Below are 26,352 nucleotides of genomic sequence, written 5' to 3'. Positions count from 1 at the left end.
CACGGGGTCAGCGGGGCGAGGGAACCGGACCCACCACGCCCGGCGCCACCCCGGGGAGAGGGGAAACGGGAGGCACCACGTCACCGCACTGCGCCCGATGGCGCAACGCCTGATCCATCAGCACCAGCGCGAGCATGGCCTCGGCGATGGGCGTGGCGCGGATCCCCACGCAGGGATCGTGCCGTCCGTGCGTGGCCACCGTGGTCGGCGCCCCGCGCAGATCGATCGAGCGTCGCTCGAGCCGGATGCTGGAGGTGGGTTTCACCGCCAGATGGACGACGACATCCTGCCCGGTGCTGATGCCGCCGAGAATGCCGCCGGCGTGGTTCGAGAGAAACCCCTGCGGCGTGAGCTCGTCGCCATGCTCGCTGCCGCGTTGGGTCACGACGGCAAAACCGTCGCCGATCTCCACGCCCTTGACGGCGTTGATGCTCATCATCGCCGCGGCGATCTCGGCATCGAGCCGACCGAACACCGGCTCGCCCCAACCGGGGGGCACGCCGCTTGCCACCACGGTGAGTTTCGCTCCGACCGAGTCGCCCGCCTTGCGCAGCGCATCCATGAAGCGCTCGAGCTCCGGCACCAGCTCGAGATTGGGGGCGAAGAAAGGATTGTGCTCCACGTGTTCCCAGGAGACGAAGGGGATTTCGATCGGCCCCAATTGCGCCATGAAGCCGCGGATCACCACGCCGTGGCGCTCGCGCAGCCATTTCTTGGCGATCGCCCCGGCTGCCACCCGCACCGCCGTCTCACGCGCCGAAGAGCGCCCGCCGCCGCGCGGGTCGCGCCGGCCGTATTTCATCGTATAGGCGTAGTCGGCATGCCCCGGGCGAAACGTCTCCACGAGGTTGCCGTAATCCTTGGAACGCTGGTCGACGTTGCGGATCAGGAGCGCGATCGGCGTGCCCGTGGTCATACCCTCATAAACGCCCGAGAGGATCTCGACGGTGTCGGGCTCGCGCCGCTGGGTGACGTGGCGCGAGGTGCCCGGCTTGCGCCGATCGAGCTCGCGCTGGATGTCGGCCTCGGTGAGCGCCAAGCCCGGCGGGCAGCCGTCGACCACGCAGCCGATCGCCGGACCGTGCGATTCTCCGAAGGAAGTCACCGTGAACACTGTGCCGAAGGTATTGCCCGCCATCGCTTACCTTGTCGCCCGTACGCAAAGGAACGAGTTTAGCATGCGCTCCACACGGCTTCGATTCACTGGAAGAATCGCTCCAACTGCACGAACACCTCGTGGTCAGCCCCGTGGCGGCGCACCTCGAGCACGTCCACCAGACGCTCGAGCTGGCGGATGAGTTGCTCCAGCCGTTGGTCAGCAAAGACGGTGAGCCAGATGCGGCTGCGCTGCCCGTCGGGCAAGGGCATGCACAAAATTCCTTCGACGTTGAAAGCGCGCCGGGCAAAGAGCCCGCAAATATGACTCATCACCCCGGGATGATTGTTGACTTCCAGCTCCAGCACCACTTTCTCGAAACCGCTCGTGGGCAGCGGCTCGGCCACTTGTTCGATCATCTCTCTCTCCTGTCAGCCCTCGATCATCTCGGTGTTGGCGGCGCCCGGCGGCACCATGGGATAGACGAAACGCTCGCGATCGATCGAGCAGTGGATCAGCGCCGGGCCGGGGCGGCGCAGGATCGCCGCCAGATCGGCCTCGGGATGCGCACTGTGATCCAGATCGAGCGTCTCCAGGCCGAATCCCTCCGCGATCTTGACGAAATCGGTCGGTCGACGGTAGTTCGAAGCAATCACGCGCTTGCCATAGAAGAGGTTCTGCTGTTGGTAGACGAGGCCGAGCGACTGGTTGTTCATCAGCACGATCTTGACCTTGCCCCCTTCTTCGGCGAGCGTGGCCATCTCCTGGATGTTCATCTTCAGGCTGCCGTCGCCGGTGAAACACACCACCGTGCGCTGGGGCTCGGCGAGCGACGCACCGATCGCCGCCGGCAGTCCGAAACCCATCGTGCCCAGCCCGCCGGAAGTGAGCCACTGCCGCGGCCGGCGCAAGGGGTAGGCTTGCGCCACCCACATCTGGTGCTGGCCAACGTCGGTGACCACCACCGCGTCGTCGTCGAGCGCCTTGGCCACCGCCTGAATGAGCCCATAGTGGCTACGTGGGTCATCCCGCCCTTCCAGCACCAGCGGGAAGCGCGACTTCAGACTCGCCACGTGGCTCAGCCAGCGTTTGCGCAGCTGAGCCCGCACCCGGGGCAACAGCGCCTGCAGCACGGCCTTGACGTCGCCATGGATCGCCACGTCGGGACGGCGAATCTTGCCCAGTTCCGCCCGGTCGATGTCGATGTGGATCACTTTCGCCTCCGGGCAGAACTGCGAGGCCTTGCCGATCGCCCGGTCGTCGAAACGCGCTCCGACGCACACCAACAAGTCCGATTCCTGCAAGGCGAAGTTCGTATAGCGCGCGCCGTGCATACCCAGCATCCCCAGCGAAAGGGGATGATCGACCGGCATCGCCCCCAGCGCCATCAGCGTCATGGTGGTGGGCATCGCCGTCTGCTCGGCCAGTGTCACCGCGAGCGGGGCGGCATCGGCATGAATCACCCCGCCGCCCAGATAGAGCACGGGACGCTCGGCCTCGTCGATCAAACGCGCTGCCGCCGCGATCGCCGTTTCATCCAGCGGCGGCAGCGGATCGGGCACCGCCGGCGCCGGCAGGCGCTCGAACGTGACGAGCTGGTTCTGCACGTCCTTGGGCACGTCGACGAGCACCGGCCCCGGACGCCCGGACATGGCGATGCGAAACGCCTGCGGGATCACCTCCAGCAGCTCGGCGGCGGAGCGCACGAGGAAATTGTGCTTGGTGATGGGGATGGTCATGCCGTAGATGTCGACCTCCTGGAACGCGTCGGTGCCGATCATGGCGAGCGGCACCTGCCCCGTGATCGCCACCAGCGGAATGGAGTCGAGCCGTGCATCGGCGATCGCCGTCACCAGGTTCGTCGCCCCCGGGCCGCTCGAAGCAAAGCACACCGCGGGCTTGCCCGTCACCCGCGCCATGCCCTGGGCCATGAAACCGGCACCCTGCTCGTGGCGCGCGAGCACGTGCCGAATCCGTTTCGACTGACTCAGGGCATCGTAGAGCGGCAGGATCGCCCCGCCGGGAATGCCCACGATCGTCTCTATCTCCTGCTGTTCCAACAAGCGCACGATCAACTCGGCGCCGGTCATCGTCATCATCGCCCTACTCCTCGTGCCTGAAAAACGAAAACCCCCTCGGGAGACTGGCTCCGGAGGGGGTCGGGTTCGAATCGGTCGTACGGTTTGATCCGGCTTCAGTCCCTCCGGGGCGCATGCGGCCCTACGCCTACGCGTACGGACAGCAGAACGACCAGGAAAAGGGCGGAACGGGTCACCCAAATACTCCGATTCACTTCACAGGAAAAAGTAAAACATGAAAATCGGTCGCTGACAAGCGATTTTTGCATCCCTACCCTCGCGCCTCTTCACGCAAGGCACGACGCAAGATTTTGCCCACCTGCGTCTTGGGCAGCTCCTCGCGGAATTCGATATGGTGCGGCACCTTGTAGGGCGTGAGCCGTTCGCGGCACCATTGCCGAATCGCTTCGGCATCGAGCGAGGGATCGCGACGCACCACGTAGGCTTTCACCGCCTCGCCGCTGTGTTCGTCGGGCACGCCCACCACCGCCACTTCCAACACCCCGGGATGCAGAGCGATCACGTCCTCGACTTCGTTGGGATAGACGTTGAAACCCGACACGAGGATCATGTCTTTCTTGCGATCGACGATGAAGAGGAAACCGCGCTCGTCCATTCTCGCGACGTCGCCCGTGCGCAAGAATCCATCAGGGAAGAACACCTTGGCCGTCTCGTCCGGGCGGTTCCAGTACTCCCGCATCACTTGCGGCCCGCGCACGCACAGCTCACCCGCCTCACCCGGCGGCACCTCGGCTCCGGCATCGTCGCGCAGGCTCACGTCCGTGGAAGGAAGAGGCAGACCGATCGAATGATTGAACGCCGGCAAATCCAAGGGATTGATCGTCACGGCCGGCGAGGTTTCGGTCAAGCCATAGGCTTCGAGCAGCGGTCGTCCGGTGATTTGCTGCCACTTCTGCGCCACCGCTTGCTGCACCGCCATTCCTCCACCCAGGGTGAGCTTGAGCGGGGAAAAATCGAGCTTGGCAAACTCGGGGTGATGCACCAAAGCGTTGAAGAGGGTATTCACGCCGGTGATCGCGGTAAACGGCCACTTGCTCAATTCCCGCACCAGGCCGTCGATGTCCCGGGGGTTGGTGATGAGCAGGTTGTGCCCCCCCAGGCGGAAGAAAACGAGGCAGTTGGCCGTGAGTGCGAAGATGTGGTACAGCGGCAGAGCGGTCACGACGCGTTCCTCGGCCTCGCGCAACACCGATCCGACCCAGGCCGTCGCTTGCAGCACGTTGGCGATGAGGTTGCGGTGCAGGAGTACTGCCCCCTTGGCCACCCCCGTGGTCCCCCCCGTGTATTGCAGGAAAGCGACGTCCTCGAGCCCGGGCTCGACGCGCGTCATCGAGCGCACGGCCCCCCGCCGCAAGGCTTCCCCCCAGCGAATGTGCCCGGGCAGACGCCACGGCGGCACCATCTTTTTCACTCGGCGCACGACGAAATCCACCACCCACGAGCGAGGCGCCCCCAGCATCTCCGCCAAGGAAGTCACTACTACTGCTTTCAACGAGCGCACTTCCGGAACTTCGTCGAGCGTATGGGCGAAATTTTCCAGCACGACGATCGCCTCGGCACCGGCGTCGCGCAACTGATGCGACACCTCGCGCGGCGTGTAGAGCGGATTGACATTGACCACCACGCAGCCGGCCCGCAGGATGCCGAACATCGCCACCGGATATTGCAGCACGTTGGGCAGCATCAGCGCCACCCGCGAGCCTGGCGCCAAACCCAACCCATGTTGCAGGAAAGAAGCGAAGTTGGCCGAAAGACGGTCCACCTCGCGGTAGGTCAACGTCCTGCCCATGTGGGTGAACGCAGGCAGGTCGGCGAAACGCGCCACGCTGCGCTCGAACAAGTCGACCAGCGAGGCATGCTCGGTCGGGTCGATTTCCGCCGGCACGCCCGGCGGATAGCTCCTGAGCCAGATTTTTTCCATGGATTCTCCTCCACCTCGGATCACGCCGCAGGCTGATTCCCGCGGCCTCGATCCCTCCTCCGGTAGCGCCGACGCCTCTTACGGGCGACTGGCATGGATATCCCTGGACCCTCGATCAAACTTCTTTTTCGCCGGTCTCCGGCCAATTGCGGATGTAGTCTTTCAACATCCGATTCTCGAAGTCTTTTTCTTCGAGCACCGCCTTGGCTACATCGTAGAACGACACGACGCCGAGCAAGGTGCCCTCCTCCATCACGGGAAAATAGCGCTGCCGCGTCTGCACCATGCGCAGGCGCAAGGCATCGAGCTCCATGTCGGGATCGGCGACGATGGGCTGGCGCAGCATCGCCTCCTCGACCGTCAACATGCCCCAGGAAGCACAGGCATGATGCACGGCCACCAGCACTTCACGAAAAGTGAGCAGCCCCACCATTTTCCCCGCGTCGAACACCACCAGAGAGCCGATGTCCTGCTCCACCATCACCGCCACCGCGTCGGAGAGGAAACGATTGGGGGTAATGGTGAAGAGCGCCGTTCCCTTGATCGCCAAGATCTCCCGTACTTTCATGGTTTCCTCTCCCTACGCACGTGGTCGAAAGCGACTCAGCGCAGCAGCTGGTCACGCTTGTTCTGGACCTTGGCCCATTCGTCGGCATCGGGCAAAGGATCCTTGCGCTCCACGATCGGCGGCCATTGCTTGGCGAGTTCGGCGTTCAGGGCGATGAAATCGCGCTGATCGGCCGGAACGTCGTCCTCCGCATAAATCGCCTCCACGGGGCATTCTGGTACGCACAGCGAGCAGTCGATGCACTCATCGGGGTCGATCACCAGCATGTTCGGCCCCTCGCGGAAACAGTCGACGGGACAGACATCCACACAATCGGTATACTTGCAGCGAATGCACGCTTCGGTCACGACATAGGTCATGGGAAAACCCCTTTGCTTGCGAACACCGGGCAAACGACATCCCGAGTTTTTTGCATTTATACCACGCTCCCCGTATTTTGCGCCCCATCATGCCCGATTCGACGTCGATCCTCTTGACGTCTCGTCGCCAATGCCCTAAGTTACGCCCTATTGCCCCGAAGCCATACGGCCGGGGCTTTCCTTCTCACCCCCTATCAGTCCATCCCCGAGACACACGATGAGCGAACACATCCATCACGTGAGCGATTCCACCTTCGAGCAAGAAGTCCTACAGGCAAAAATGCCTGTGCTGCTCGATTTTTGGGCCGAATGGTGCGGCCCATGCAAGATGATCGCTCCGATCCTAGACGAAATCGCCCAAGAGTATGCAGGAAAGCTCAAGGTCTGCAAGCTCGACATCGATCAGAACCCCGAAACTCCTGCCAAATACGGCGTGCGCGGCATTCCAACGCTGATGCTCTTCAAGAACGGCAACGTCGAAGCCACTCGCGTCGGCGCGATGGCCAAATCCCAACTCGTCGCCTTCATCGACAGCAATCTTTGACGCCGGCCGCGCGACCGGCGTAATTTCGGCGTATTTTTCAGGCCGGCCTTTCGTGCCGGCGCACTTTCAGACTTTCCCCGTCTGGCGGCCCGCGTCGATCTTCGCGGCGTGCCTTCTCAGATCTCATTGACTACAGAACCTTCATCGACCAAAAACCATGCATCTGTCCGAGCTCAAGTCGCTGCACGTCAGCCAGCTCCTGGCGCTAGCCACCGAACAAGGCATCGAAGGCGCCAACCGCCTGCGCAAACACGAACTCGTGTTCGCCATGCTGAAGAACCGCGCCAAGAAAGGCGAACCCATCTTTGGCGAAGGGGTATTGGAGGTCCTGCCGGAAGGCTACGGCTTTCTGCGCTCGCCCGATACCTCCTATCTCGCCAGCCCCGACGACATCTACGTCTCGCCCTCACAGATCCGTCGCTTCAACCTGCACACGGGCGACACCATCGAGGGTGAGATCCGTATCCCCAAGGAAGGAGAGCGTTACTTCGCCCTGGTGAAGCTCGATCGCATCAATGGCGAAGCACCCGAGAAGTGCAAGCACAAGATCCTCTTCGAGAACCTCACCCCCCTGCACCCGAACGAAGCCTTCAAGCTCGAGCGCGACATCCGCAGCGAGGAAAACCTCACCGGTCGGGTCATCGACATCATCGCCCCGATCGGCAAAGGCCAGCGTGGCCTCATCGTCGCCCCGCCCAAGACGGGGAAAACGGTGATGCTGCAGCACATCGCGCATGCCATCACCTCGAACCATCCCGACGTCGTGCTCATCGTACTCCTGATCGACGAGCGTCCCGAAGAAGTCACCGAAATGCAGCGCTCGGTGCGCGGCGAAGTGGTCGCCTCCACCTTCGACGAGCCGGCCTCGCGCCACGTGCAGGTCGCCGAGATCGTCATCGAGAAGGCCAAGCGCCTCACCGAGCACAAGCGCGACGTGGTGGTGCTGCTCGACTCGCTCACGCGCCTGGCGCGCGCCTACAACACCGTCGTCCCGTCCTCGGGCAAGGTGCTCACCGGCGGGGTGGATGCCAACGCCCTGCAAAAGCCCAAGCGCTTCTTCGGTGCGGCCCGCAACCTCGAAGAAGGCGGCAGCCTCACCATCATCGCCACGGCGCTCATCGACACCGGCAGCCGCATGGACGACGTGATCTACGAGGAATTCAAGGGCACGGGCAACATGGAGCTGCACCTCGACCGGCGCATGGCGGAGAAGCGCGTCTATCCGGCGATCAACGTCAACCGCTCCGGCACCCGGCGCGAAGAGCTCCTGATGAAACCCGACATCCTGCAAAAGGTATGGATCCTGCGCAAGCTCCTCTACGGCATGGACGATCTGGAGGCCACCGAATTCCTCCTCGACAAGCTCAAGGCGACGAAGAACAACGCCGAGTTTTTCGACGCCATGCGCCGGGCCTGATTCCTGGCGGAGGCATCCAAGGGTAATCCCTGCTGCCTGCCTGGACGTAAAAAAACCGCGGCGTTGAGCCGCGGTTTTTTTACGATGTACCCTCGGCGAAGGTCGCGCTCACTTGTCGTAGCGGTAGAACCCTTCGCCCGTCTTGCGTCCGAGCTTGCCCGCCTCCACCATCTCGACGAGCAGCGGCGCCGGGCGGAATTTCGGATCCTTGAACCCCTCGTAGAGCACCTGCATCACCGCGAGCTCCACGTCCAGGCCGATCAGGTCGGCCAACGCCAGCGGACCGATCGGGTGATTGCAGCCCAGTTTCATCGCCTCGTCGATCCCCTCGGCGCTCGCGAGCCCCTCTTGCAGGGCGAAGATCGCCTCGTTGATCATGGGGCACAGCAGGCGATTGACCACGAAGCCCGGGCTGTTTTTCACCGCCACCGGCGTCTTGCCCAGCGCCTTGGCGATCGCCTCGGCCTTCTGGTAGGTCTCGTCGGACGTCTGCAGACCGCGGATGAGCTCAATGAGAGCCATTACCGGCACGGGGTTGAAGAAGTGCATGCCGATCACGCGCGACGGATTTTTGGTGGCCGCAGCGATCTTGGTGATGGAAATGGAAGACGTGTTGGATGCGAGGATCGCCTCCGGCTTGGCAAGCGCGTCGAGTTTGGCGAAGAGTTCGAGCTTGAGCGCCTCGTTTTCGCTCGCCGCCTCGATCACCAGGTCGGCCGCAGCCACACCGTCGAGCTGGGTCACCGTTTCGATGCGCGCGAGCGCCGCGTCTCTATCCGCCGCCGTGAGTTTCTCTTTTTTCACGAGGCGGTCGAGGTTGCCAGAGATCGTGGCGCGCGCCCGTTCGAGCTGCTGCGCGGAAATGTCAAAGAGCTGCACCGAAAATCCGCTCTGGGCCGCGACCTGAGCGATGCCGCTGCCCATCGTTCCTGCACCGACGATGAAGATGGTCTGCATGAATGACTCCTCTTGGGGGAAGGGAAACGCCGATCGATCGTTGCAGCGTACCACAAAAATGCATCTTGCAAAAATCGGAAGACTTGGTGCCCGGGAAGGGACTCGAACCCCCACGCCTTGCGGCGCCAGAACCTAAATCTGGTGCGTCTACCAATTTCGCCACCCGGGCTGACCAAACCATTATAATCCAAGCTCACTGCCGCAACGATCAGGACCGGAGATGACCCGCAAGATTCTCGTCACGAACGCGCTGCCCTATGCCAACGGCGACATCCATCTCGGCCACCTCGTGGGCTACGTACAGGCCGACGTCTGGGTGCGCTACCAACGCATGTGCGGGCACACGGTCCATTACGTCTGCGCCGACGACACGCACGGCACCCCCGTGATGCTGCGCGCGGAAAAAGAAGGCATCACGCCCGAAGCGCTGATCGCCCGCGTCCAGCAGGAACACGCCCGCGATTTCGCCGATTTCCTCGTCGCCTTCGATCACTACCACAGCACGCACAGCGAGGAAAACCGCTTTTTCGCCGAAGACATCTACCGCAAGCTCAAGGCGGCAGGCTTGATCGAAGCGCGCGAGATCGAGCAGTTCTACGACCCGGTCAAAGGCATGTTCCTGCCGGATCGTTTCCTCAAAGGGGAATGCCCTCGCTGCGGCGCGCCGGATCAATACGGCGACAACTGCGAGGCGTGCGGCGCGGCCTACTCGCCCACCGAACTCAAGAACCCCTATTCCGCCGTCTCCGGCGCCAAGCCCGTCCTCAAGAAGAGCGAGCACTACTTCTTCAAACTCTCGGATCCCCGCTGCGTCGAATTCCTGCGCCGCTGGACGCGCGGCACCAACGCGCGCGGCGAACCCCACCTGAGCCTCGAGGCCGCCAACAAGATCCGGGAATGGCTCGGCGAAGAAGGCGAGAACCGCCTCTCGGACTGGGACATCACGCGCGATGCCCCCTACTTCGGCTTCGAGATCCCGGGCGCGCCCGGCAAGTATTTCTATGTCTGGCTGGATGCCCCCATCGGCTATCTGGCGAGTTTCCTCGCGCTCGCCAAGCGCCGCGGCGACATCGACGTGGCCGAGTACATCGACGCACGGCGCGCCGCCGAAGCCGGCACCGAGATGGTGCATTTCATCGGCAAGGACATCCTCTACTTCCACGCCCTCTTCTGGCCGGCGATGCTGCACTTTTCCGGCTATCGCACGCCCACGCGCGAGTACGTCAATGGGTTCCTCACCGTCGACGGCGCCAAGATGAGCAAGAGCCGCGGCACCTTCATCACCGCCCGCTCCTGGCTCGAACACGGGCTCGACCCGGAATGGTTGCGCTACTACTTCGCCACCAAATCGAACGGCACCTTCGAAGACATCGATCTCAGCTTCGACGACCTCATCGCCAAGGTCAATAGCGACCTCGTCGGCAAGTACGTCAACATCGCCAGCCGTACCGCCCGCTTCATCGGTGAGCGCTTCGACGGCCGGCTCGGACCCGTCGACGCCGAAGCGCTCGCCCCTTTCAAGGCCGCCCACCGCGACGAGCGGCTACATCGTGCGTTCGAAGACGCCGACTACGGCCGGGCGCTGCGCGAGGCGATGGCGCTCGCCGACGCCGCCAACCACTACATCAACGAGCACAAGCCCTGGGAACTGGCGAAAACCGGTGAACTCGATCGGCTGCACCGCGTCTGCTCCACGGCGCTCACCATGTTTCGCGATCTCACCCGCCTCCTCAAACCCGTCCTGCCGCGCACCGCGGCGCGCGTCGAGCGATTCCTCGCCATCGAACCGCTGTGCTGGAAGGAAGACTGGGCGCCGCTGCCGGCCGGGCATCGGATCGAACCCTACGAGCACCTCCTCACCCGTATCGAACGCAAGGCGATCGACGCGCTCATCGAAGCCAACCGCGAAGCGCTCGCCCCGATCACCCCTCCCACCAAACCCGCTGCGGCGAAGCCCGAATCGGCCGCACCGATCACGCTCGAGCAGTTCCTCGGTGTCGACCTGCGCGTAGCGCGCGTCATCGCCGCCGAGCCGGTCGAGGGGGCCGACAAACTGCTGCGGCTCTTGCTCGACGCGGGCGAACGCGAGGAAGACGGCAGCGCCCGGGTACGACAAGTCTTCGCCGGCATCAAATCCGCCTACGACCCCGCCGCGCTCGTCGGCCGCCTGGTCGTACTGGTGGCCAATCTCGCACCGCGCAAAATGAAGTTCGGCGTCTCGGAAGGCATGGTGCTCGCCGCTTCCGACCCGGATGGTACGCATCCAGGAATCTATCTGGTTTCCCCCGACGAGGGCGCCCTCCCCGGCATGAGGATCAAATGATCTTTTTCAAACCGCGCCTCGTCGATACGCTACGTGCTTATGACCGCGGACAACTGATCGCAGACGTCTCCGCTGGCCTAACGGTCGGCGTGCTGGCGCTGCCGCTCGCGATGGCCTTTGCGATCGCCAGCGGCATGTCCCCTTCGGCCGGCATCTGGACGGCCATCGTCGCCGGATTCCTCATTTCGGCGCTGGGCGGCTCGCGCGTGCAGATCGGCGGCCCCACCGGCGCCTTCATCCCCATCGTCTATGGCATCGTCGCCATACACGGAGAGGCGAACCTGCTGGTGGCGACCATGCTCGCCGGTCTGATGCTCTTCGCGCTGGGCGCCGCCCGACTCGGCACGCTGGTGCGTTTCATTCCTCTGCCCGTGGTCATCGGATTCACCAACGGCATCGCGGTGGTGATCTTCCTCTCCCAGATCAAGGACTTCCTCGGGCTAGCGATCGAGAAAGTCCCCGCCGAGTTCTTCGGCAAGATGCATGCGCTCGCCACGGCGCTGCCCACGGCGCACTGGCCTACCCTCACCTTCGGGCTTGCCTCGCTCGCCTTTCTCCTCACCTGGAACCGCTACGCCAAGCGCCATGCCTGGCTCGGTCGCATTCCAGGGCCGTTAGCGGTGCTGATCGTCGCCACCGCCGTCAACATGCTCTTCTCCTTACCCCTAGAGACGATCGGCACGCGCTTCGGCGGCATTCCGCAAACGATCCCGACACCGAGTTTCCCGGCGTTCGATCTCACCAAATTGGGGCAACTGCTGCCGCCGGCGATCGCCATTGCGCTGCTCGGCGCGATCGAGAGCCTGCTCTCGGCGCGGGTGGCCGACAGCATGATCGATGATCGACACGACCCGAACCAGGAATTGATGGCGCAGGGCATCGCCAACGTCGTCGCCCCGCTCTTCGGCGGCTTCGCCGCCACCGGCGCCATCGCCCGCACCGCCACCAACGTGCGCGCCGGCGGACGCACACCCGTGGCCGGCATGGTGCATGCACTCACCCTGCTCGCCGTCGTGCTCGTGCTCGCGCCGCTCGCCGCGCACGTGCCGCTCACCACGCTCGCCGCCATCGTCTTGGTGGTCGCAGTCAATATGGGCGACTGGCACGAAATGTCGCCCACCGCACTCAAGCGTTTCAGCACCAAATACCGCGTGATACTGCTCACCACCTTCGCGCTCACCGTGCTCTTCGACCTCACCATCGCCGTCGAGGTCGGCATGGTGCTCGCGAGCCTCGCCTTCATCTACCAGATGGCGCGTTTCACCCACGTGGATCGCTTGCCGCTCGAGCGTCGCCCCGACGCCGCGCGTTTCCTTCGCCCCGACGGCTCCCTGCGCGTGGCTGCCTACCGCATCTCCGGAGCACTCTTTTTCGGCGCCATCCACAAGCTCGATGAAATTCTCGACACGCAGGATTGGCCCGACGTGGTCGTGCTCGACCTGGGTAAACTCGTGAGCATCGACGCTTCGGGCCTGGACACCCTACGCGCCATCGCCCGCGAACTCGACAAACGCGGCATCCCTCTGGTGCTCGCCGAACCGAGCCGCGAAACGTTCCGCACGCTGCGCAAGGCGGGATTCCTCGACGAAATCGGCCGTGAGAACGTGCGACGCACCTTCGAGGACGCCTTGGCGCACGCCGCGACCTTGCAGCGACGCGAACCATCGATTTCCTATACGTAGCGTAGCGGCAAGCAGCGAGCGCTGCGGTATACTTGCCCGTTCCCGACGATCGACACCCACCCCACCGCGATGGATTATCTCGGCTTTCGCCTGCGCAACAACCTCTTCGTCGCCCCGATGGCAGGGGTCACGGACCGCCCCTTTCGGCAGCTGTGCAAACGCCTGGGCGCGGGATTGGCGGTCTCCGAGATGGTCACCTCCAATTCGCTCCTCTATGGCAGCGCCAAGACCCTGCGCCGGGCCGACCACACGGGCGAAGTCGAACCCATCGTCGTGCAGATCGCCGGCGCCGACCCCGAAATGATGGCGCAGGCGGCGCGCTACAACGTCGAGCGCGGGGCGCAGATCATCGACATCAACATGGGCTGCCCGGCGAAGAAAGTGTGCAACGTCTATGCGGGTTCCGCGCTCATGCAAGACGAAGCGCTCGCCGCCCGCATCCTGGAAGCCGTGGTGCGCGCCGTGCCCGACACCCCAGTGACGCTCAAGATGCGCACCGGCTGGAACCGCGCCAACAAGAACGCCCCGCGCCTGGCGCGCATCGCCGAATCCTGCGGTATCCGGGCGCTCGCCATCCACGGCCGCACCCGGGCCGATCAATACATGGGCGAAGCGGAATACGACACCATCGCGCTGGTGAAGACCCTCGTCTCCATTCCCGTGATCGCCAACGGCGACATCAACACGCCCGAGAAGGCCCGCGCCGTGCTGGACTACACCGGCGCCGACGGTGTGATGATCGGCCGCGCCGCCCAGGGGCGCCCCTGGCTCTTTCGCGAGATCGAACACTACCTCGCCACCGGAAAGCACCTGCCGCCGCCCTCGCCGGCCGAGATCCGGGCCCTGCTGCTCGAGCACCTCGAAGACCTCTATGCCTTCTACGGTGAAACGACCGGCGTGAAGGTCGCGCGCAAGCACATCTCCTGGTACACCAAGGGCCTCGTCGGCTCGGCGGCTTTCCGCCAGCGCATGAACCAGCTCGAGATGGTGGCCGAACAGCGCGAGGCGATCGACGAGTTCTTCGGCGAACTCGCCAGCCGGGGGATCGAACCCCTGGAAACGACCGACGAGGTCTGCGCATGAAACCGATGCCCGAATGCCGCAACGAGCTCGGCCGGGCGGTGCTCGCCACGCTCGAGCGCTATTTCCACGACCTCGAGGGCCAGACGCCCACGGGTCTGTACGCGCTGGTGATGGACCGGGTCGAGAGCGAACTCATCCGCTACATCCTCGCCCGCGCCGACGGCAACCAGACGCTGGCGGCACAGATGCTCGGCATCAACCGCAACACGCTACGGCGCAAGATCCAGCAATACCATCTCGGCTGACCTTCACGCACGGAAATCATCATGACGGAAAGATACGCACTCCTCAGCGTCTCGGACAAGACCGGCATCGTCGAATTCGCCCGAGGGCTCGAACGGCTGGGCCTGCGGCTGCTCTCCACCGGCGGTACGGCCCAGGTGCTGCGTGAAGCCGGGTTGAACGTCACCGACGTGGCCGAACACACGGGATTTCCCGAGATGCTAGACGGTCGCGTCAAGACCCTGCACCCCCGCGTGCACGGCGGCATCCTCGCGCGGCGCGACGACGAAGCCCATCTGGCCGCACTCGCCGCCCACGGCATCCCCCTCATCGACGTCGTGGCCGTCAACCTCTACCCCTTCGAGCAGACCGTGGCGCGCCCGGGCTGCACCCTCGAAGAGGCGATCGAGAACATCGACATCGGCGGTCCGGCCATGGTACGCGCCGCGGCCAAGAATCACGGCAACGAGCAAGGGGGCGTGGCCGTGCTCACCGATCCGGCCGACTATGCGCCGCTGCTCGACGAGATGCACGCCAATGGCGGGCGTGTGAGCCATGCCACCCGTTACCGCCTCGCCGCCAAAGCCTTCACGCACACGGCGCGCTACGATGCCGCCATTTCCCACTACCTCACCGCCCGCACCCCGGCGGGCGAGACGAGCCCATTTCCCACCGCCTTCCAGCCGGCCTTCGACAAGGTGCAGGACCTGCGCTACGGCGAGAACCCGCATCAGAGCGCCGCTTTCTATCGTGACCCGAGGGCGGCTGCGGGTGGCATCGCCCAGGCGCAGCAATTGCAAGGCAAGGAACTCTCCTACAACAACCTCGCCGACGCCGACGCCGCCTGGGAATGCGTCAAGAGCTTCGCCGCGGATGCCGACGGCCCCGCCTGCGTCATCGTCAAGCATGCCAATCCCTGCGGCGTCGCGCTCGGGGAAACCCCGCTCGAAGCCTATCAGCGGGCGTTTGCCACCGACCCCACCTCCGCCTTCGGCGGCATCATCGCCTTCAACGTACCCGTCGACGAGGCAGCGGCGCAGGCCGTCTCAGGGCAGTTCCTCGAAGTACTCATCGCGCCGGGCTATACCCCCGAGGCACTCGAAGTGCTGGCGGCGAAGAAGAACGTGCGCGTGCTGCGTTGCCCTCTGGGCGTCGATCCCACCCAATGGGAATACAAGCGCATCGGCGGGGGGCTCCTGGTGCAGACGCCGGATGCCGTCTCCTTCGACCCGGACCAGCTGCGCGTCGTCACCCGCCGCCTGCCCACACCCGAAGAAATGCGCGATCTCCTCTTCGTGTGGCGCGTGGCCAAGTACGTCAAGTCGAACGCCATCGTCTATGGCAAGGAACGGCGCACCGTCGGCATCGGCGCGGGTCAAATGAGCCGGGTCGACTCCTCGCGCATCGCCGTAATCAAGGCGCGCAACGCCGGTCTGGAGGTGCGCGGCAGCGTGGTCGCTTCCGACGCCTTCTTCCCCTTCCGCGACGGGCTCGACGTACTCGCCGAAGCCGGCGCCACCGCCGTCATCCAACCCGGCGGGTCGGTGCGCGACGAAGAGGTGATCGCCGCAGCCGACGAGCATGGCCTGGCCATGGTCTTCACCGGCATCCGCCATTTCCGTCATTGACCGTCCGAACAGAATGAGCAAACCCCCTATGAATAAACACGGCCTCACCGTGATGGTCATCGGCAGCGGCGGGCGCGAACACGCGCTCGCCTGGAAGCTTGCCCAATCGCCGCGCGTGCAGCACGTCCTCGTCGCCCCGGGCAACCCCGGCACCGCCCGCACGGAGAAATGCCGCAACGTGCCGGCGAGCACGATCGAACAATGGCTCGACGCCGCCCGCCAAGAACACGTCGATCTCACCGTCGTCGGACCGGAAGCGCCTTTGGCCGCCGGTATCGTCGACGCTTTCCGCGAAGCGGGGCTTGCGATCTTCGGCCCGACCCAGGCCGCTGCCCAGCTCGAAGCGAGCAAGGATTTCGCCAAGCGTTTCATGCAGCGCCACGGAATTCCCACCGCCGCGTACCAGACCTTCGCCGACGCCGCGCAGGCGCACGCCTGGGTCGAGGCCAAAGGAGCCCCCATCGTCGTCAAGGCCGACGGGCTCGCCGCCGGCAAAGGGGTGGTGGTAGCGCAGACCCTTGCCGAGGCCCACGAGGCGATCGACCGCATGCTCGTGGCCAACGCCATGGGGGACGCCGGCGCGCGCGTGGTCATCGAGGAATTCATGGAAGGCGAAGAGGCGAGCTTCATCGTCATCGCCGACGGGCGCAACGCCTTGGCCTTGGCCACCAGCCAGGACCACAAGCGCCTGCTCGACGGCGACCATGGCCCCAACACCGGCGGCATGGGCGCCTACAGCCCCGCGCCGGTGGTCACCCCCGACGTGCACGCCCGCGTCATGCGCGAGATCATCCAGCCCACGCTCGCCGGCATGGCCGCCGAGGGCACGCCCTACGCCGGCTTTCTCTACGCGGGCCTCATGATCTCGCCGCAGGGCGAACCGCGGGTGGTCGAATTCAACTGCCGCCTGGGCGACCCCGAGGCGCAGCCGCTGCTCGCGCGGCTCAAGACCGACCTGGTCGAGCTCATCGAAGCGGCGCTCGCCGGCTCCCTGCTCGAAATCGAAGCGCAATGGGACCGTCGTCCGGCGGTGGGTATGGTGCTCGCTGCCGCCGGCTATCCGGAAGCCCCGCGCAAAGGCGACGTCATCACGGGGCTGCCCGAGGAATGCACCCCCCTCGAACCCAAGGAACCGGTGCTCGTCTTTCATGCCGGTACTGCCGAGCGCGAAGGACAGATCGTCACCAACGGCGGGCGCGTAGTGTGCGTCACCGCCCTCGGCGAAACCTTGCGCGAGGCGATCGCGCGCGCCTACGCCATGGCCGACCGCATCGAGTTCGCCGGCAAACAGATGCGCCGCGACATCGGCCACCGGGCGCTCAACCGCCACCACCCATGACGCCCGACACCGCCGCGATCCGGCATCATTTCCTCGCGCTGCAGGCGCGCATCGTGGCGGCGCTCGCCAGAATCGACGGCCGCCCGTTTCGCGAAGATCGTTGGCAACGGCCCGAGGGCGAAGCGCTCGTGGGCGACGGAGTGAGCTGCATCACCGAAGACGGCCCGGTGCTCGAGCGCGGCGGCGTCAATTTCTCCCATGTGCGCGGCGCGAGCCTGCCGCCTTCGGCGAGCGCACGGCGCCCCGAGCTCGCCGGGCGCGCCTTCGAGGCGCTGGGCGTGTCGCTCGTGCTGCACCCCCGCAATCCTTACTGCCCCACCGTACACCTCAACGTGCGTGCCTTCGTCGCCACCGCCGAAGGGCTGCCGCCCGTGTGGTGGTTCGGCGGCGGCATGGATCTCACGCCCTACTACCCCTTCGTCGAAGACATCGTGCACTTTCACCGCACCTGCCGCGACGCGGTGCTGGGCGCGGGCTTCGACGAAACGCAGTACCGGCACTACAAACGCTGGTGCGATGAGTACTTCTACCTGAAACATCGCGAAGAGCCGCGCGGCGTGGGCGGGCTCTTCTTCGACGATCTGGGGGCCGACGGCACCATCCCCTTCGAATCGGCCTGGCGACTCACCCAAGCCGTGGGAGACGCCTTCCTTCCGGCCTATCTCCCCATCCTCGAGCGGCGGCTCGCCCACCCTTACGGCGAGCGCGAGCGCGACTTCCAAGCCTATCGCCGCGGTCGCTACGTGGAATTCAACCTCGTGTGGGACCGCGGCACCCATTTCGGCCTGCAAAGCGGCGGGCGCACCGAAGCCATCCTCATGTCGCTGCCGCCGCTCGCGCGCTGGCGCTACGACTGGCACCCCGAGCCCGGCAGCCCCGAGGCGGCGCTCTACGAGGTACTCGAGCCGCGCGATTGGGCCGAACGCTCGGCCGAGACACCCCTCACCGGAACGGAATGAAGATCGGCGAGACGTCGATCGTCACGCCCGGCCCATAGTAGGGTCGGGCATAGCGGTATTCGACTACCCGAGGCGGCGGGGCCCAATGGTGATGGACCACCGTTTTCTCACGCACCACCGTCACCGGCCGGTAATCCCGATGATGTCGCCAACCGACATGACGCCCATGGTCATGGCGTTCGATCACCACCACGTCCGGACGGCCATGAGCTTTACCATGCCATGGCTTGCCCGCCCATGCGGGCGAAGACCCCAGCAGCACGATCCCCAGACCGAGGACGATCTTCTTTTTCATATTCATCATCCTTCCTCCACGGAACACGTTCCTATCTCCATCAAAGCTTAACTCCGTCGATCTCGCGACGCGGTAAAAAAGTGTTTCTCCCTGCCCGCTCCACGATCACCCTTCTTGCTACAATGGACGAGCGCAAACGCCTTACGCCGTCATTGGAGCCCCCATGCCTCCACGCCACACCAAGATCGTCGCCACGCTCGGGCCGGCGAGCTCCAGCCTTGAGGTACTCGGTCGCATGATCGATGCCGGGCTCGACGTCGCCCGGCTCAATTTCTCGCACGGCAGCCCCGACGAGCATCGTGCCCGCGCCCGGCTGGTGCGCGAACTCGCCCTCGGGCGGGAAAGGCCCGTGGGGCTACTCGGTGACCTGCAAGGACCGAAGATCCGCATCGGTAAATTCGCCCACGGGAAAATCACGCTCGAGCGCGGCCAGCCATTTGTCCTCGACGTCCACTGCCCCGTAGGCGACGAGACCCGCGTCGGGCTCGACTACCCCGATCTGCCGCGCGACGTCCGCCCCGGTGACGTACTGCTGCTCGACGACGGCAAGATCCGGCTGCAGGTCGATTACGTCGCCGGCGATCGCATCCATACCACGGTGCTCGTGGGCGGCGTGCTCTCCGATCACAAGGGCATCAACCGGCAGGGCGGCGGCCTCTCGGCCCCGGCGCTCACCGCCAAGGACATGGAAGACATCCGGCTTGCCGCCGAACTCGACGTCGATTTTCTCGCCGTATCCTTCCCCAAGAACGCCGCCGACATCTACATGGCCCGCCAGCTCATGCGCGCCGCCGGCGGACACGCGCTCATCATCGCCAAGATCGAACGCATCGAAGCGGTGCAAAATCTCGAGGAAATCCTGGAGGCGAGCGACGGCATCATGGTCGCACGCGGCGATCTCGCCGTCGAAGTGGGCGATGCGGCGGTACCGGCGCTACAGAAAAAGATGCTGCGGCTCGCGCGCGAGCACAAACGGCTCACCATCACCGCTACGCAGATGATGGAATCGATGATCGAAAGCCCGGTGCCCACGCGCGCCGAGGTCTCGGACGTGGCCAACGCCGTGCTCGACGGCACCGACGCGGTCATGCTCTCGGCCGAGACCGCCAGCGGCCGCTATCCGGTCGAGACGGTGGAAGCCATGCACCGCGTCTGCCTCGAAGCCGAACGCTCCCAGGAGAGCTCGCTCGATCGCGAGCTGCTCGATCGGGTCTTCACCCGCATCGACGAGGCGATCGCCATGTCGGCGATCTGGACCGGCTGGCACTTGCGCGTCAAGGCGATCGCCGCCATGACCCAGACCGGCGCCACCGCCCTGTGGATGAGCCGGATCAACTGCGGTGTCCCCATCTTCGCGCTCACCCCCGACGAGCACACGCGCAACCACATGACGCTCTATCGTCAGGTCACGCCCATCCTCGTGTCGCAAGTCCACCAGGACCGCGACGAAATGCTGTGGGAAGCGGAGAAGATCCTGCTCGAGCGCGGCATCGTCGCCTACGACGATCTCATCGCGCTCACCATCGGCGAACCCATCGGCGTGCCCGGCGGTACCAACACCCTCAAGATCGTGCGCGTCGGCCAGACCCTGCGAGCCGCCGCGCCGCCGGTGTAGAATCCGCCCGAACGATCCGCTTCAAGGAGAAACGTCCCATGCCTCTCGTCTCGATGCGCCAGCTGCTCGATCATGCCGCCGAACACGGCTACGGTATTCCCGCCTTCAACGTGAACAACCTCGAACAAGTGCAGGCGATCATGGAAGCCGCGGCCGAGACCGACAGCCCCGTGATCATGCAAGCCTCGGCCGGCGCGCGCAAGTATGCCGGCGAACCCTTCCTGCGCCACCTGCTGCTCGCCGCGGTCGAATCCTACCCCCATCTGCCGGTCGTGATGCACCAGGATCACGGCCAGACCCCGGCCGTGTGCATGACCGCCATCCGCTCCGGCTTCACCAGCGTGATGATGGACGGATCGCTATTGGAAGACGGGAAAACCCCTTCCTCCTACGAATACAACGTGGCCGTCACCCAGGAAGTGGTACGCTTCGCCCACTACATCGGCGTGACGGTCGAAGCCGAGCTCGGTTGTCTGGGCTCGCTCGAGACCGGCAAGGCGGGCGAAGAAGACGGCATCGGCGCGGCCGGCACGCTCGAGCACTCGATGCTGCTCACCGACCCCGAGCAGGCCGCCGACTTCGTGCGCGCCACGCAGTGCGACGCCCTGGCGATCGCCATCGGCACCAGCCACGGCGCCTACAAGTTCTCGCGCAAGCCCACCGGCGACATCCTGGCCATCGAGCGCGTCAAGGAAATCCACGCCCGGCTGCCCAACACCCACCTCGTCATGCACGGCTCCTCCAGCGTGCCGCAGGAGCTGCTCGAAGAAATCCGGCGCTACGGCGGCGACATGAAAGAGACCTATGGCGTGCCCGTCGAGGAGATCCAAACCGCCATCCGCTACGGCGTGCGCAAGATCAACATCGACACCGACATCCGTCTGGCGATGACCGGCGCGATCCGCCGCTTCTTCGCCGAATCGCCCGACAAGTTCGATCCGCGCGAATATCTCAAACCGGCGCGCGCCGCCGCCAAGGCCCTGTGCAAATCGCGCTACGAAGCGTTTGGCTGCGCCGGCATGGCGAGCAAGATCAAACCGATCCCGCTCGAGAAAATGGCCGAGCGCTATCGCTCGGGTGAACTCGCCCAGCAAGTACGCTGATTCCCGAGCCCGCCGTGTGCGGGCTTTTTCTTCTTAGGAGGAGACATCCATGAATGAAGACCGCATCAGCCGCTTTCCCGTCGCTCGGCTCGACGAGCTGCCCGAAGACATCCGCGCCCGCATCCTCGCGGCGCAAGAAAAGACCGGATTCATACCCAACGTCTTCCTCGCCCTCGCCCACCGGCCCGAGGAATTCCGCGCCTTTTTCGCCTATCACGACGCGCTCATGGAGAAGAACACCGGCCTTACCAAGGCTGAGCGCGAGATGATCGTGGTCGCCACCTCGGCGGCCAACGACTGCCTCTACTGCGTGATCGCCCACGGAGCCATCGTGCGCATCCGCAGCAAGAACCCGCGCCTGTCGGACCAGCTCGCCGTCAATTACCGCCGCGCCGAAGTCACCCCGCGCCAGCGCGCCATGCTCGACTACGCCATGAAAGTGGCGCTGCGCTCGGCCGAAGTCACCGACGAAGACTTCGCCGCCTTGCGCACTCATGGTTTCACACTCGACGACATTTGGGACATCGGCGCCATCGCCGCTTTCTACGGCATGAGCAACCGCATCGCCAACATGAGCGCCCTGCGACCCAACGACGAGTTCTACGCCATGGGACGGAGCTGAACACGGCAAAAAATCCTGCCCTCTGGGCGCCCGGGCGCCGCGAAAAAACGTCGAGAAGAAACGAGGCAGCGGGTCGGCTCGCCACCTCGTCGCGGTGGATTTATGACCGAAATTCATAAACAAACCTCTCCAGCCGGCTTGGCGAACGCGTCCTCCTCTTCTATCATCGCCCACCTCGACTTCGAGATGACACGTTGAGGTGATGGCGATGCGTTCCCTTGTCTGCTCCTGCCGCTCACTCCTGGTGACGTTCCTGCTGGGTTTTGCCGCCTTCGCCGCCGCGCAAACCCAGCCGGTGCGACCTTTGCTCACGCCGGATGAGCTCGTGCCGCTGCTGCGCGATCCCGGCGTGCGCGTGCTCGACATCCGCCCCGCCGCGGAATACGCCACGGGTCACCTTCCCGGTGCGGTCAATATTCCTTACGGTGTCTTTCGCGGCCCGGCCGACAACCCCGGTGCCCTGCCCTCCGAACAGACGCTGACCGAAGCGCTTCGCCGCGCCGGCATCGACCAAAACGTCCATGTGATCGTCGCCCATGCCGGCAAGGACGCCACCGACTTCGGCGCCGCCGCGCGCGTCTACTGGACGCTCAAGGTGGGTGGGCTCACGCGCTTGTCGGTGCTCGACGGAGGCACCCTCGGGTGGGCCGAAGACGGTCACGATCTCGTCACCGCCGAACCTCGCCCCGAGCCCAGCAACTTCACCGTCCGTTTCGATTCCCGGCGCATTCTCAGTACCGATGCCTTGGCCGAACGCCTCCAAACCGGTTCGCCCACCCGGCTCATCGATGCCCGCCCCGAACCGTTCTTCCAAGGCGAGACCCGCCACGCCGGCGCGGCACGCTACGGCACGCTGCCCGGCGCGGTATCGCTGCCGCATACACGCTTCTTTGCCGCCGACGGCAAACGGCTCAAGCCCCTGGAGGAGCTTCGCGCCATCGTCGCCCGGGAAAACCTGATCGGCTCGGAACCCGCGGTTGCCTTCTGCAACACCGGTCATTGGGCCGCCACCGACTGGTTCGTGCTCTCGGAGCTTCTAGGCCGCGAAGACGTGCTGCTCTACCCTGAGTCGGTGGTCGCCTGGAGCCGGCGCGACCTGCCGATGGACCACGAACCCTCCCGCTTGCAGGCGCTGGTGCGCGAGGCCAAGCGCTGGGTCGCCCAGTGAGGTCCACCATGTTGGTTCGCCGTGTCGTCCTCGTCACCGGCGCACTCGCGTTGGTGTTCGCCATCACCTTGCTCGCCGGCTTGCGCCAGGGGCTACTGACGCTGCTCGGGCTCGGATTCGGCGCCGTGCTGCAGGGCTGCCGCTTCGGCTTCACCACCGGCTGGCGCGACTACATCGAGCGGCGCAATCCGCACGGGCTGTGGGCCCAGCTGCTCTTGCTTGCACTCGCCTCCGGTCTGATGCTGCCGCTGCTGGCCGCGCACCCCGGCGAACTCGTCGGCGCGGTGGCTCCCCTCACGCTCAGCCTGCTGCTCGGCGCGTTCCTCTTCGGCGCGGCGATGCAGCTCACCGACGGCTGCGGCTCCGGCACGCTCTACAAGGCGGGCGCCGGGTCGCCGCTCTCGGTGGTGGTGTTGCCCACTTTCATGCTCGGCAGTTTCCTTGGCGCCTCGCATCAGCCGGCCTGGGTCGCCCTCGGGGGTCTGCCGCCCGTCGACCTGCTGCGCTACGGCTGGCCGACGGCGCTCGCCCTCACGCTAGCCGGCTGCGCTCTGGTGGCATTGCTCACCCTGCCGCATGCCCGCAGCGCTGGTCCCTGGCCGCGGCGCTGGGTGATCGGCGCCATCCTGCTCGCCTTGCTCGCAGCACTGCACCTGATCGTGGCCGGTCAGCCCTGGGGCATCGTCTATGGCGTAGGGCTATGGGGTGCCAAGGCGTTTGCCGCCCTGGGATGGAACCCTGCCGCCGATCCCTTCTGGAGCGTGGCCCCGCACGCAACGCGCTTGGTCGAACCCATCGTGTTCGACGTCACCTCGGTCACCAACTTCGGACTGCTCTACGGCGCCTATGCCGTCTCGCGCTGGCGCGCCCCCGTGACCACCAACCTGCCTTCGGCACGACGCCTACTGGTCGCAGCCACCGCGGGCCTGATACTGGGCTATTCTTCCCGAATGGCCTTTGGCTGCAACGTCGGAGCCTTCCTGGGCGGGGTGAGCTCGGCCAGCCTCCATGGGTGGATATGGTTCGCCATGGCCTTCCTCGGCTCGATCCTGGGCGTGCGCCTGCGCCGTCGAATCGAAGCGACGGCCACCTGAGAGAGAAGCAAATGGACACGACACTCTGGTTTCGCCGCCTCACGGCCCTTTTTTGGCTGGCGCTCACTGGCCTGATACTCCTTGACGCCTTGACCGCCCACCGCTATCGTCCCGAGCCACCACCGATCGCGCTCGGCAGCGGCCAAGCTCCGAGCGGCGGTCACTGCTCCGGCCGTTGAATCGCGCTGCCTCACCCCAAAACCCGCATTGATGGGCGCATCTGCGGCGCTGAAACGGCGTTATACTGCAGGGTCGATACGCAGGGACTGCCATGTCGATCAAACATCCCATCATCGCGGTCACCGGCTCTTCCGGCGCAGGTACGAGCACCATCACCCGCACCTTCGTGCGCATCTTCGAGCGCGAAGGGGTCAATGCCGCCGTGGTCGAGGGCGACGCTTTCCACGCCTTCGACCGTGCCGAGATGCGCCGGCGCATCGCCGAAGAGGCCGCCCGCGGCAACCACCACTTCAGCCATTTCGGCCCCGAGGCGAACCTGCTCGACGAGCTGGAGAATCTCTTTCGCTCCTACTCGGAGAGCGGCACTGGCCGCACACGCCACTACCTGCACGACGTCGAGGAGGCCGCCAAATACGGGGGGGAACCCGGCACGTTCACCCCATGGGAACCGCTGCCGGAGAACACCGACCTCCTCTTCTACGAAGGGTTGCACGGCGGGCTCGTCACCGAGACCCACGACATAGCGCGCTTCGTGGATCTCTTGATCGGCGTGGTACCCATCATCAACCTCGAGTGGATCCAGAAACTGTGGCGCGACCGCAGCGAGCGCGGCTATTCCACGGAGGCCGTCACCGACACCATCTTGCGCCGCATGCCCGACTACGTACGCTACGTCTGCCCGCAGTTCAGCCGCACGCACGTCAATTTCCAGCGCATCCCGGTGGTCGATACCTCCAACCCCTTCATCGCCCGCGACGTGCCCACCGCCGACGAGAGCCTGGTGGTGATCCGCTTCGCCAACCCGCGCGGCATCGACTTTCCCTACCTGCTCAACATGATCGCCGACTCCTTCATGAGCCGCGCGAATACCTTGGTGATCCCCGGGGGCAAGATGGAGCTGGCGATGCAGCTCATCTTCACCCCCTTCGTCTGGCGCCTGATGGAGCGGCGGCAGCGGGTGATGGGGGTGCTCTAAGCGCTCAGGCGTGCTGCGCCAGCACCACCCGCCGCGCACGCACCGCCTCACTGAGGCGATCGAGCGCCGCGACTGTGTCTTCCCACCCGATGCAAGCATCGGTGATGCTCTTGCCGTATTCGAGCGGTTTGCCCGGCATCAGATCCTGGCGCCCTTCCTTGAGATGGGACTCGATCATCACGCCGATGATACGCTCCTCGCCACAGGCGAGCTGCTCGGCCACCGATTCGACCACTTCGAGCTGGCGCTGAAACTGCTTGCGGCTGTTGCCGTGCGAGCAGTCGATCATCACCTTGGCGGGAATTCCGGCCGCCGCCAGATCGCGGCAAGCCGCCTCGATGCTGTTGGCGTCGTAATTGGGCTCCTTGCCGCCGCGCAGGATGACGTGACAGTCTTCGTTACCGGTGGTGCTGACGATGGCCGAATGCCCGGCCTTGGTCACCGAGAGGAAATGGTGGGGCGCCTGGGCCGCTTTGATCGCGTCGATGGCGATACGCACGTTGCCGTCGGTGCCGTTCTTGAAACCCACCGGGCAGGAGAGCCCCGAGGCGAGCTCGCGGTGCACCTGGCTCTCGGTGGTACGCGCCCCGATCGCGCCCCAGGCGATGAGGTCGGCGATGTACTGCGGCGTGATCATGTCGAGGAACTCGGTACCGGCCGGCAGCCCCATCTCGGTGATCTCCCACAACAACCGACGAGCCAGGCGAATGCCGTCGTTGATGCGGAAAGAATCATCGAGGTAAGGATCGTTGATGAGCCCTTTCCAGCCGACCGTCGTGCGCGGCTTCTCGAAGTAGACGCGCATCACTACCAACAGATCGCCGCGCAAGCGGTCCGCCTGTTCCTTGAGTCGACGGGCGTATTCCAGCGCCGCCTCCGGATCGTGGATCGAACAGGGACCGACGACTACGAGCAAGCGATCGTCGGCGCCATAGAGGATGCGGTGGATCGCCTGGCGAGCCAAAAAAGTGGTCTCGGCCGAGGCCGGCGTAGCGGGAAACTCGCGCAGCACGTGCGCCGGCGGCACGAGCTCTTTGATCTCCTTGATTCTAACGTCATCGATGTGCAGACGGGTATGGGCTTTGACGGTATTCATACGCTT

General features: G+C 65.1%; 25 protein-coding genes and 1 tRNA gene. 16 read left to right on the top strand and 10 right to left on the bottom strand.

Features of this window, described 5'->3' with window-relative positions; translation table 11 throughout:
• Positions 1-7: 7 nt before the first annotated feature.
• The 6 genes from aroC to fdxA all read right to left on the bottom strand — a co-directional run bounded on the left by aroC (position 8) and on the right by fdxA (position 6,043).
• Complete coding sequence (gene aroC, locus EPD81_RS08190) at positions 8-1,138, bottom strand: chorismate synthase (RefSeq protein WP_142804951.1); 1,131 nt, start codon at positions 1,136-1,138, stop codon at positions 8-10.
• A 62-nt stretch (positions 1,139-1,200) separates the two neighbouring features.
• Positions 1,201-1,515, bottom strand: a complete 315-nt coding sequence (gene ilvN, locus EPD81_RS08185; RefSeq protein WP_142804950.1) for an acetolactate synthase small subunit — start codon at positions 1,513-1,515, stop codon at positions 1,201-1,203.
• 12 nt (positions 1,516-1,527) lie between these two features.
• Positions 1,528-3,195 carry an acetolactate synthase large subunit gene (gene ilvB, locus EPD81_RS08180; protein WP_142804949.1) on the bottom strand — a complete coding sequence of 556 codons (1,668 nt, stop codon included), beginning with the start codon at positions 3,193-3,195 and terminating at the stop codon, positions 1,528-1,530.
• A gap of 250 nt (positions 3,196-3,445) precedes the next feature.
• Positions 3,446-5,116 (bottom strand): AMP-binding protein, encoded by a 1,671-nt coding sequence (locus EPD81_RS08175; RefSeq protein WP_142804948.1) that lies wholly within the window; start codon positions 5,114-5,116, stop codon positions 3,446-3,448.
• 115 nt (positions 5,117-5,231) lie between these two features.
• Positions 5,232-5,684, bottom strand: coding sequence for a CBS domain-containing protein (locus tag EPD81_RS08170; protein WP_142804947.1), 453 nt, complete (start codon positions 5,682-5,684; stop codon positions 5,232-5,234).
• A 35-nt stretch (positions 5,685-5,719) separates the two neighbouring features.
• Positions 5,720-6,043 (bottom strand): ferredoxin FdxA, encoded by a 324-nt coding sequence (fdxA, locus tag EPD81_RS08165; RefSeq protein WP_142804946.1) that lies wholly within the window; start codon positions 6,041-6,043, stop codon positions 5,720-5,722.
• Positions 6,044-6,260: 217 nt separating this feature from the next.
• On the opposite strand from fdxA, the gene trxA reads away from it, so the two are divergent.
• Together trxA and rho are read left to right on the top strand one after the other, a co-directional pair.
• Positions 6,261-6,587 carry a thioredoxin TrxA gene (gene trxA, locus EPD81_RS08160; protein ID WP_142804945.1) on the top strand — a complete coding sequence of 109 codons (327 nt, stop codon included), beginning with the start codon at positions 6,261-6,263 and terminating at the stop codon, positions 6,585-6,587.
• Positions 6,588-6,744: 157 nt separating this feature from the next.
• Complete coding sequence (gene rho / locus EPD81_RS08155) at positions 6,745-8,004, top strand: transcription termination factor Rho (RefSeq protein ID WP_142804944.1); 1,260 nt, start codon at positions 6,745-6,747, stop codon at positions 8,002-8,004.
• Between the two features lie 108 nt (positions 8,005-8,112).
• On the opposite strand, the gene EPD81_RS08150 is transcribed toward rho, so the two are convergent.
• Positions 8,113-8,961 (bottom strand): 3-hydroxybutyryl-CoA dehydrogenase, encoded by an 849-nt coding sequence (locus tag EPD81_RS08150; protein WP_142804943.1) that lies wholly within the window; start codon positions 8,959-8,961, stop codon positions 8,113-8,115.
• Positions 8,962-9,045: 84 nt separating this feature from the next.
• Positions 9,046-9,130: transfer RNA gene (locus EPD81_RS08145), tRNA-Leu, on the bottom strand.
• A gap of 51 nt (positions 9,131-9,181) precedes the next feature.
• On the opposite strand from EPD81_RS08145, the gene metG reads away from it, so the two are divergent.
• From metG to hemF, 7 genes are all read left to right on the top strand, one after another.
• Entirely contained in the window at positions 9,182-11,284 is a 2,103-nt protein-coding gene (metG, locus tag EPD81_RS08140) for a methionine--tRNA ligase (RefSeq protein ID WP_142804942.1), read from the top strand.
• Entirely contained in the window at positions 11,281-12,966 is a 1,686-nt protein-coding gene (locus EPD81_RS08135) for a SulP family inorganic anion transporter (RefSeq protein ID WP_142804941.1), read from the top strand. Before metG ends, EPD81_RS08135 begins: the two co-directional genes overlap by 4 nt.
• A 69-nt stretch (positions 12,967-13,035) precedes the next feature.
• Positions 13,036-14,049 (top strand): tRNA dihydrouridine synthase DusB, encoded by a 1,014-nt coding sequence (gene dusB / locus EPD81_RS08130; protein WP_142804940.1) that lies wholly within the window; start codon positions 13,036-13,038, stop codon positions 14,047-14,049.
• Complete coding sequence (locus tag EPD81_RS08125; protein WP_221929275.1) at positions 14,046-14,294, top strand: helix-turn-helix domain-containing protein; 249 nt, start codon at positions 14,046-14,048, stop codon at positions 14,292-14,294. Before dusB ends, EPD81_RS08125 begins: the two co-directional genes overlap by 4 nt.
• A gap of 21 nt (positions 14,295-14,315) precedes the next feature.
• Positions 14,316-15,899, top strand: coding sequence for a bifunctional phosphoribosylaminoimidazolecarboxamide formyltransferase/IMP cyclohydrolase (purH, locus tag EPD81_RS08120; protein ID WP_142804939.1), 1,584 nt, complete (start codon positions 14,316-14,318; stop codon positions 15,897-15,899).
• A gap of 28 nt (positions 15,900-15,927) precedes the next feature.
• Positions 15,928-17,238: a phosphoribosylamine--glycine ligase gene (purD, locus tag EPD81_RS08115; RefSeq protein ID WP_142804938.1), complete on the top strand. Its 1,311-nt coding sequence runs from the start codon at positions 15,928-15,930 to the stop codon at positions 17,236-17,238.
• On the top strand, positions 17,235-18,197 hold the full coding sequence (hemF, locus tag EPD81_RS08110) for an oxygen-dependent coproporphyrinogen oxidase (RefSeq protein ID WP_142804937.1): 963 nt from the start codon (positions 17,235-17,237) through the stop codon (positions 18,195-18,197). The genes purD and hemF overlap by 4 nt, the downstream gene beginning before the upstream one ends.
• On the opposite strand, the gene EPD81_RS08105 is transcribed toward hemF, so the two are convergent.
• Positions 18,181-18,492, bottom strand: a complete 312-nt coding sequence (locus tag EPD81_RS08105) for a hypothetical protein (RefSeq protein ID WP_142804936.1) — start codon at positions 18,490-18,492, stop codon at positions 18,181-18,183. The two genes, hemF and EPD81_RS08105, sit on opposite strands and share 17 nt — an antisense overlap.
• A gap of 163 nt (positions 18,493-18,655) precedes the next feature.
• Between EPD81_RS08105 and pyk the strand changes: the two genes are divergently transcribed.
• The 7 genes from pyk (at position 18,656) to EPD81_RS08075 (ending at position 25,250) form a co-directional block, all read left to right on the top strand.
• Entirely contained in the window at positions 18,656-20,107 is a 1,452-nt protein-coding gene (gene pyk, locus EPD81_RS08100; RefSeq protein WP_142804935.1) for a pyruvate kinase, read from the top strand.
• Between the two features lie 38 nt (positions 20,108-20,145).
• Positions 20,146-21,210, top strand: a complete 1,065-nt coding sequence (fba, locus tag EPD81_RS08095) for a class II fructose-bisphosphate aldolase (RefSeq protein ID WP_142804934.1) — start codon at positions 20,146-20,148, stop codon at positions 21,208-21,210.
• A 49-nt stretch (positions 21,211-21,259) separates the two neighbouring features.
• A complete protein-coding gene (locus EPD81_RS08090) occupies positions 21,260-21,832 on the top strand; it encodes a peroxidase-related enzyme (RefSeq protein ID WP_142804933.1) in 573 nt (190 codons plus the stop codon).
• Between the two features lie 208 nt (positions 21,833-22,040).
• The gene (locus tag EPD81_RS08085; protein ID WP_185955400.1) at positions 22,041-23,000 is read left to right on the top strand and encodes a sulfurtransferase; all 960 of its coding nucleotides are present in this window, start codon (positions 22,041-22,043) and stop codon (positions 22,998-23,000) included.
• Positions 23,001-23,008: 8 nt separating this feature from the next.
• On the top strand, positions 23,009-24,094 hold the full coding sequence (locus EPD81_RS08080) for a YeeE/YedE family protein (RefSeq protein ID WP_142804931.1): 1,086 nt from the start codon (positions 23,009-23,011) through the stop codon (positions 24,092-24,094).
• Between the two features lie 11 nt (positions 24,095-24,105).
• Complete coding sequence (locus EPD81_RS10685; protein WP_185955399.1) at positions 24,106-24,273, top strand: hypothetical protein; 168 nt, start codon at positions 24,106-24,108, stop codon at positions 24,271-24,273.
• A 92-nt stretch (positions 24,274-24,365) separates the two neighbouring features.
• Positions 24,366-25,250 carry a phosphoribulokinase gene (locus tag EPD81_RS08075; RefSeq protein WP_142804930.1) on the top strand — a complete coding sequence of 295 codons (885 nt, stop codon included), beginning with the start codon at positions 24,366-24,368 and terminating at the stop codon, positions 25,248-25,250.
• 4 nt (positions 25,251-25,254) lie between these two features.
• Here EPD81_RS08075 and aroG read toward each other — a convergent pair whose 3' ends face one another.
• On the bottom strand, positions 25,255-26,346 hold the full coding sequence (gene aroG, locus EPD81_RS08070; RefSeq protein WP_142804929.1) for a 3-deoxy-7-phosphoheptulonate synthase AroG: 1,092 nt from the start codon (positions 26,344-26,346) through the stop codon (positions 25,255-25,257).
• Positions 26,347-26,352 lie beyond the last annotated feature (6 nt).

Origin of the sequence: Tepidiphilus sp. J10, from assembly GCF_006980785.1 — a bacterium.
Lineage (GTDB): Bacteria > Pseudomonadota > Gammaproteobacteria > Burkholderiales > Rhodocyclaceae > Tepidiphilus > Tepidiphilus olei.
The sequence above is the reverse complement of the archived record's forward strand: the minus strand, read 5'-3'. Positions and strand labels throughout refer to the sequence as shown.

Bases quoted from the DNA above. Each gene is read 5' to 3' on its own strand.
- aroC (WP_142804951.1), bottom strand. From the start codon at position 1,138: ATGGCGGGCAATACCTTCGGCACAGTGTTCACGGTGACTTCCTTCGGA.
- ilvN (WP_142804950.1), bottom strand. From the start codon at position 1,515: ATGATCGAACAAGTGGCCGAGCCGCTGCCCACGAGCGGTTTCGAGAAA.
- ilvB (WP_142804949.1), bottom strand. From the start codon at position 3,195: ATGATGACGATGACCGGCGCCGAGTTGATCGTGCGCTTGTTGGAACAG.
- EPD81_RS08175 (WP_142804948.1), bottom strand. From the start codon at position 5,116: ATGGAAAAAATCTGGCTCAGGAGCTATCCGCCGGGCGTGCCGGCGGAA.
- EPD81_RS08170 (WP_142804947.1), bottom strand. From the start codon at position 5,684: ATGAAAGTACGGGAGATCTTGGCGATCAAGGGAACGGCGCTCTTCACC.
- fdxA (WP_142804946.1), bottom strand. From the start codon at position 6,043: ATGACCTATGTCGTGACCGAAGCGTGCATTCGCTGCAAGTATACCGAT.
- trxA (WP_142804945.1), top strand. From the start codon at position 6,261: ATGAGCGAACACATCCATCACGTGAGCGATTCCACCTTCGAGCAAGAA.
- rho (WP_142804944.1), top strand. From the start codon at position 6,745: ATGCATCTGTCCGAGCTCAAGTCGCTGCACGTCAGCCAGCTCCTGGCG.
- EPD81_RS08150 (WP_142804943.1), bottom strand. From the start codon at position 8,961: ATGCAGACCATCTTCATCGTCGGTGCAGGAACGATGGGCAGCGGCATC.
- metG (WP_142804942.1), top strand. From the start codon at position 9,182: ATGACCCGCAAGATTCTCGTCACGAACGCGCTGCCCTATGCCAACGGC.
- EPD81_RS08135 (WP_142804941.1), top strand. From the start codon at position 11,281: ATGATCTTTTTCAAACCGCGCCTCGTCGATACGCTACGTGCTTATGAC.
- dusB (WP_142804940.1), top strand. From the start codon at position 13,036: ATGGATTATCTCGGCTTTCGCCTGCGCAACAACCTCTTCGTCGCCCCG.
- EPD81_RS08125 (WP_221929275.1), top strand. From the start codon at position 14,046: ATGAAACCGATGCCCGAATGCCGCAACGAGCTCGGCCGGGCGGTGCTC.
- purH (WP_142804939.1), top strand. From the start codon at position 14,316: ATGACGGAAAGATACGCACTCCTCAGCGTCTCGGACAAGACCGGCATC.
- purD (WP_142804938.1), top strand. From the start codon at position 15,928: ATGAATAAACACGGCCTCACCGTGATGGTCATCGGCAGCGGCGGGCGC.
- hemF (WP_142804937.1), top strand. From the start codon at position 17,235: ATGACGCCCGACACCGCCGCGATCCGGCATCATTTCCTCGCGCTGCAG.
- EPD81_RS08105 (WP_142804936.1), bottom strand. From the start codon at position 18,492: ATGAAAAAGAAGATCGTCCTCGGTCTGGGGATCGTGCTGCTGGGGTCT.
- pyk (WP_142804935.1), top strand. From the start codon at position 18,656: ATGCCTCCACGCCACACCAAGATCGTCGCCACGCTCGGGCCGGCGAGC.
- fba (WP_142804934.1), top strand. From the start codon at position 20,146: ATGCCTCTCGTCTCGATGCGCCAGCTGCTCGATCATGCCGCCGAACAC.
- EPD81_RS08090 (WP_142804933.1), top strand. From the start codon at position 21,260: ATGAATGAAGACCGCATCAGCCGCTTTCCCGTCGCTCGGCTCGACGAG.
- EPD81_RS08085 (WP_185955400.1), top strand. From the start codon at position 22,041: ATGCGTTCCCTTGTCTGCTCCTGCCGCTCACTCCTGGTGACGTTCCTG.
- EPD81_RS08080 (WP_142804931.1), top strand. From the start codon at position 23,009: ATGTTGGTTCGCCGTGTCGTCCTCGTCACCGGCGCACTCGCGTTGGTG.
- EPD81_RS10685 (WP_185955399.1), top strand. From the start codon at position 24,106: ATGGACACGACACTCTGGTTTCGCCGCCTCACGGCCCTTTTTTGGCTG.
- EPD81_RS08075 (WP_142804930.1), top strand. From the start codon at position 24,366: ATGTCGATCAAACATCCCATCATCGCGGTCACCGGCTCTTCCGGCGCA.
- aroG (WP_142804929.1), bottom strand. From the start codon at position 26,346: ATGAATACCGTCAAAGCCCATACCCGTCTGCACATCGATGACGTTAGA.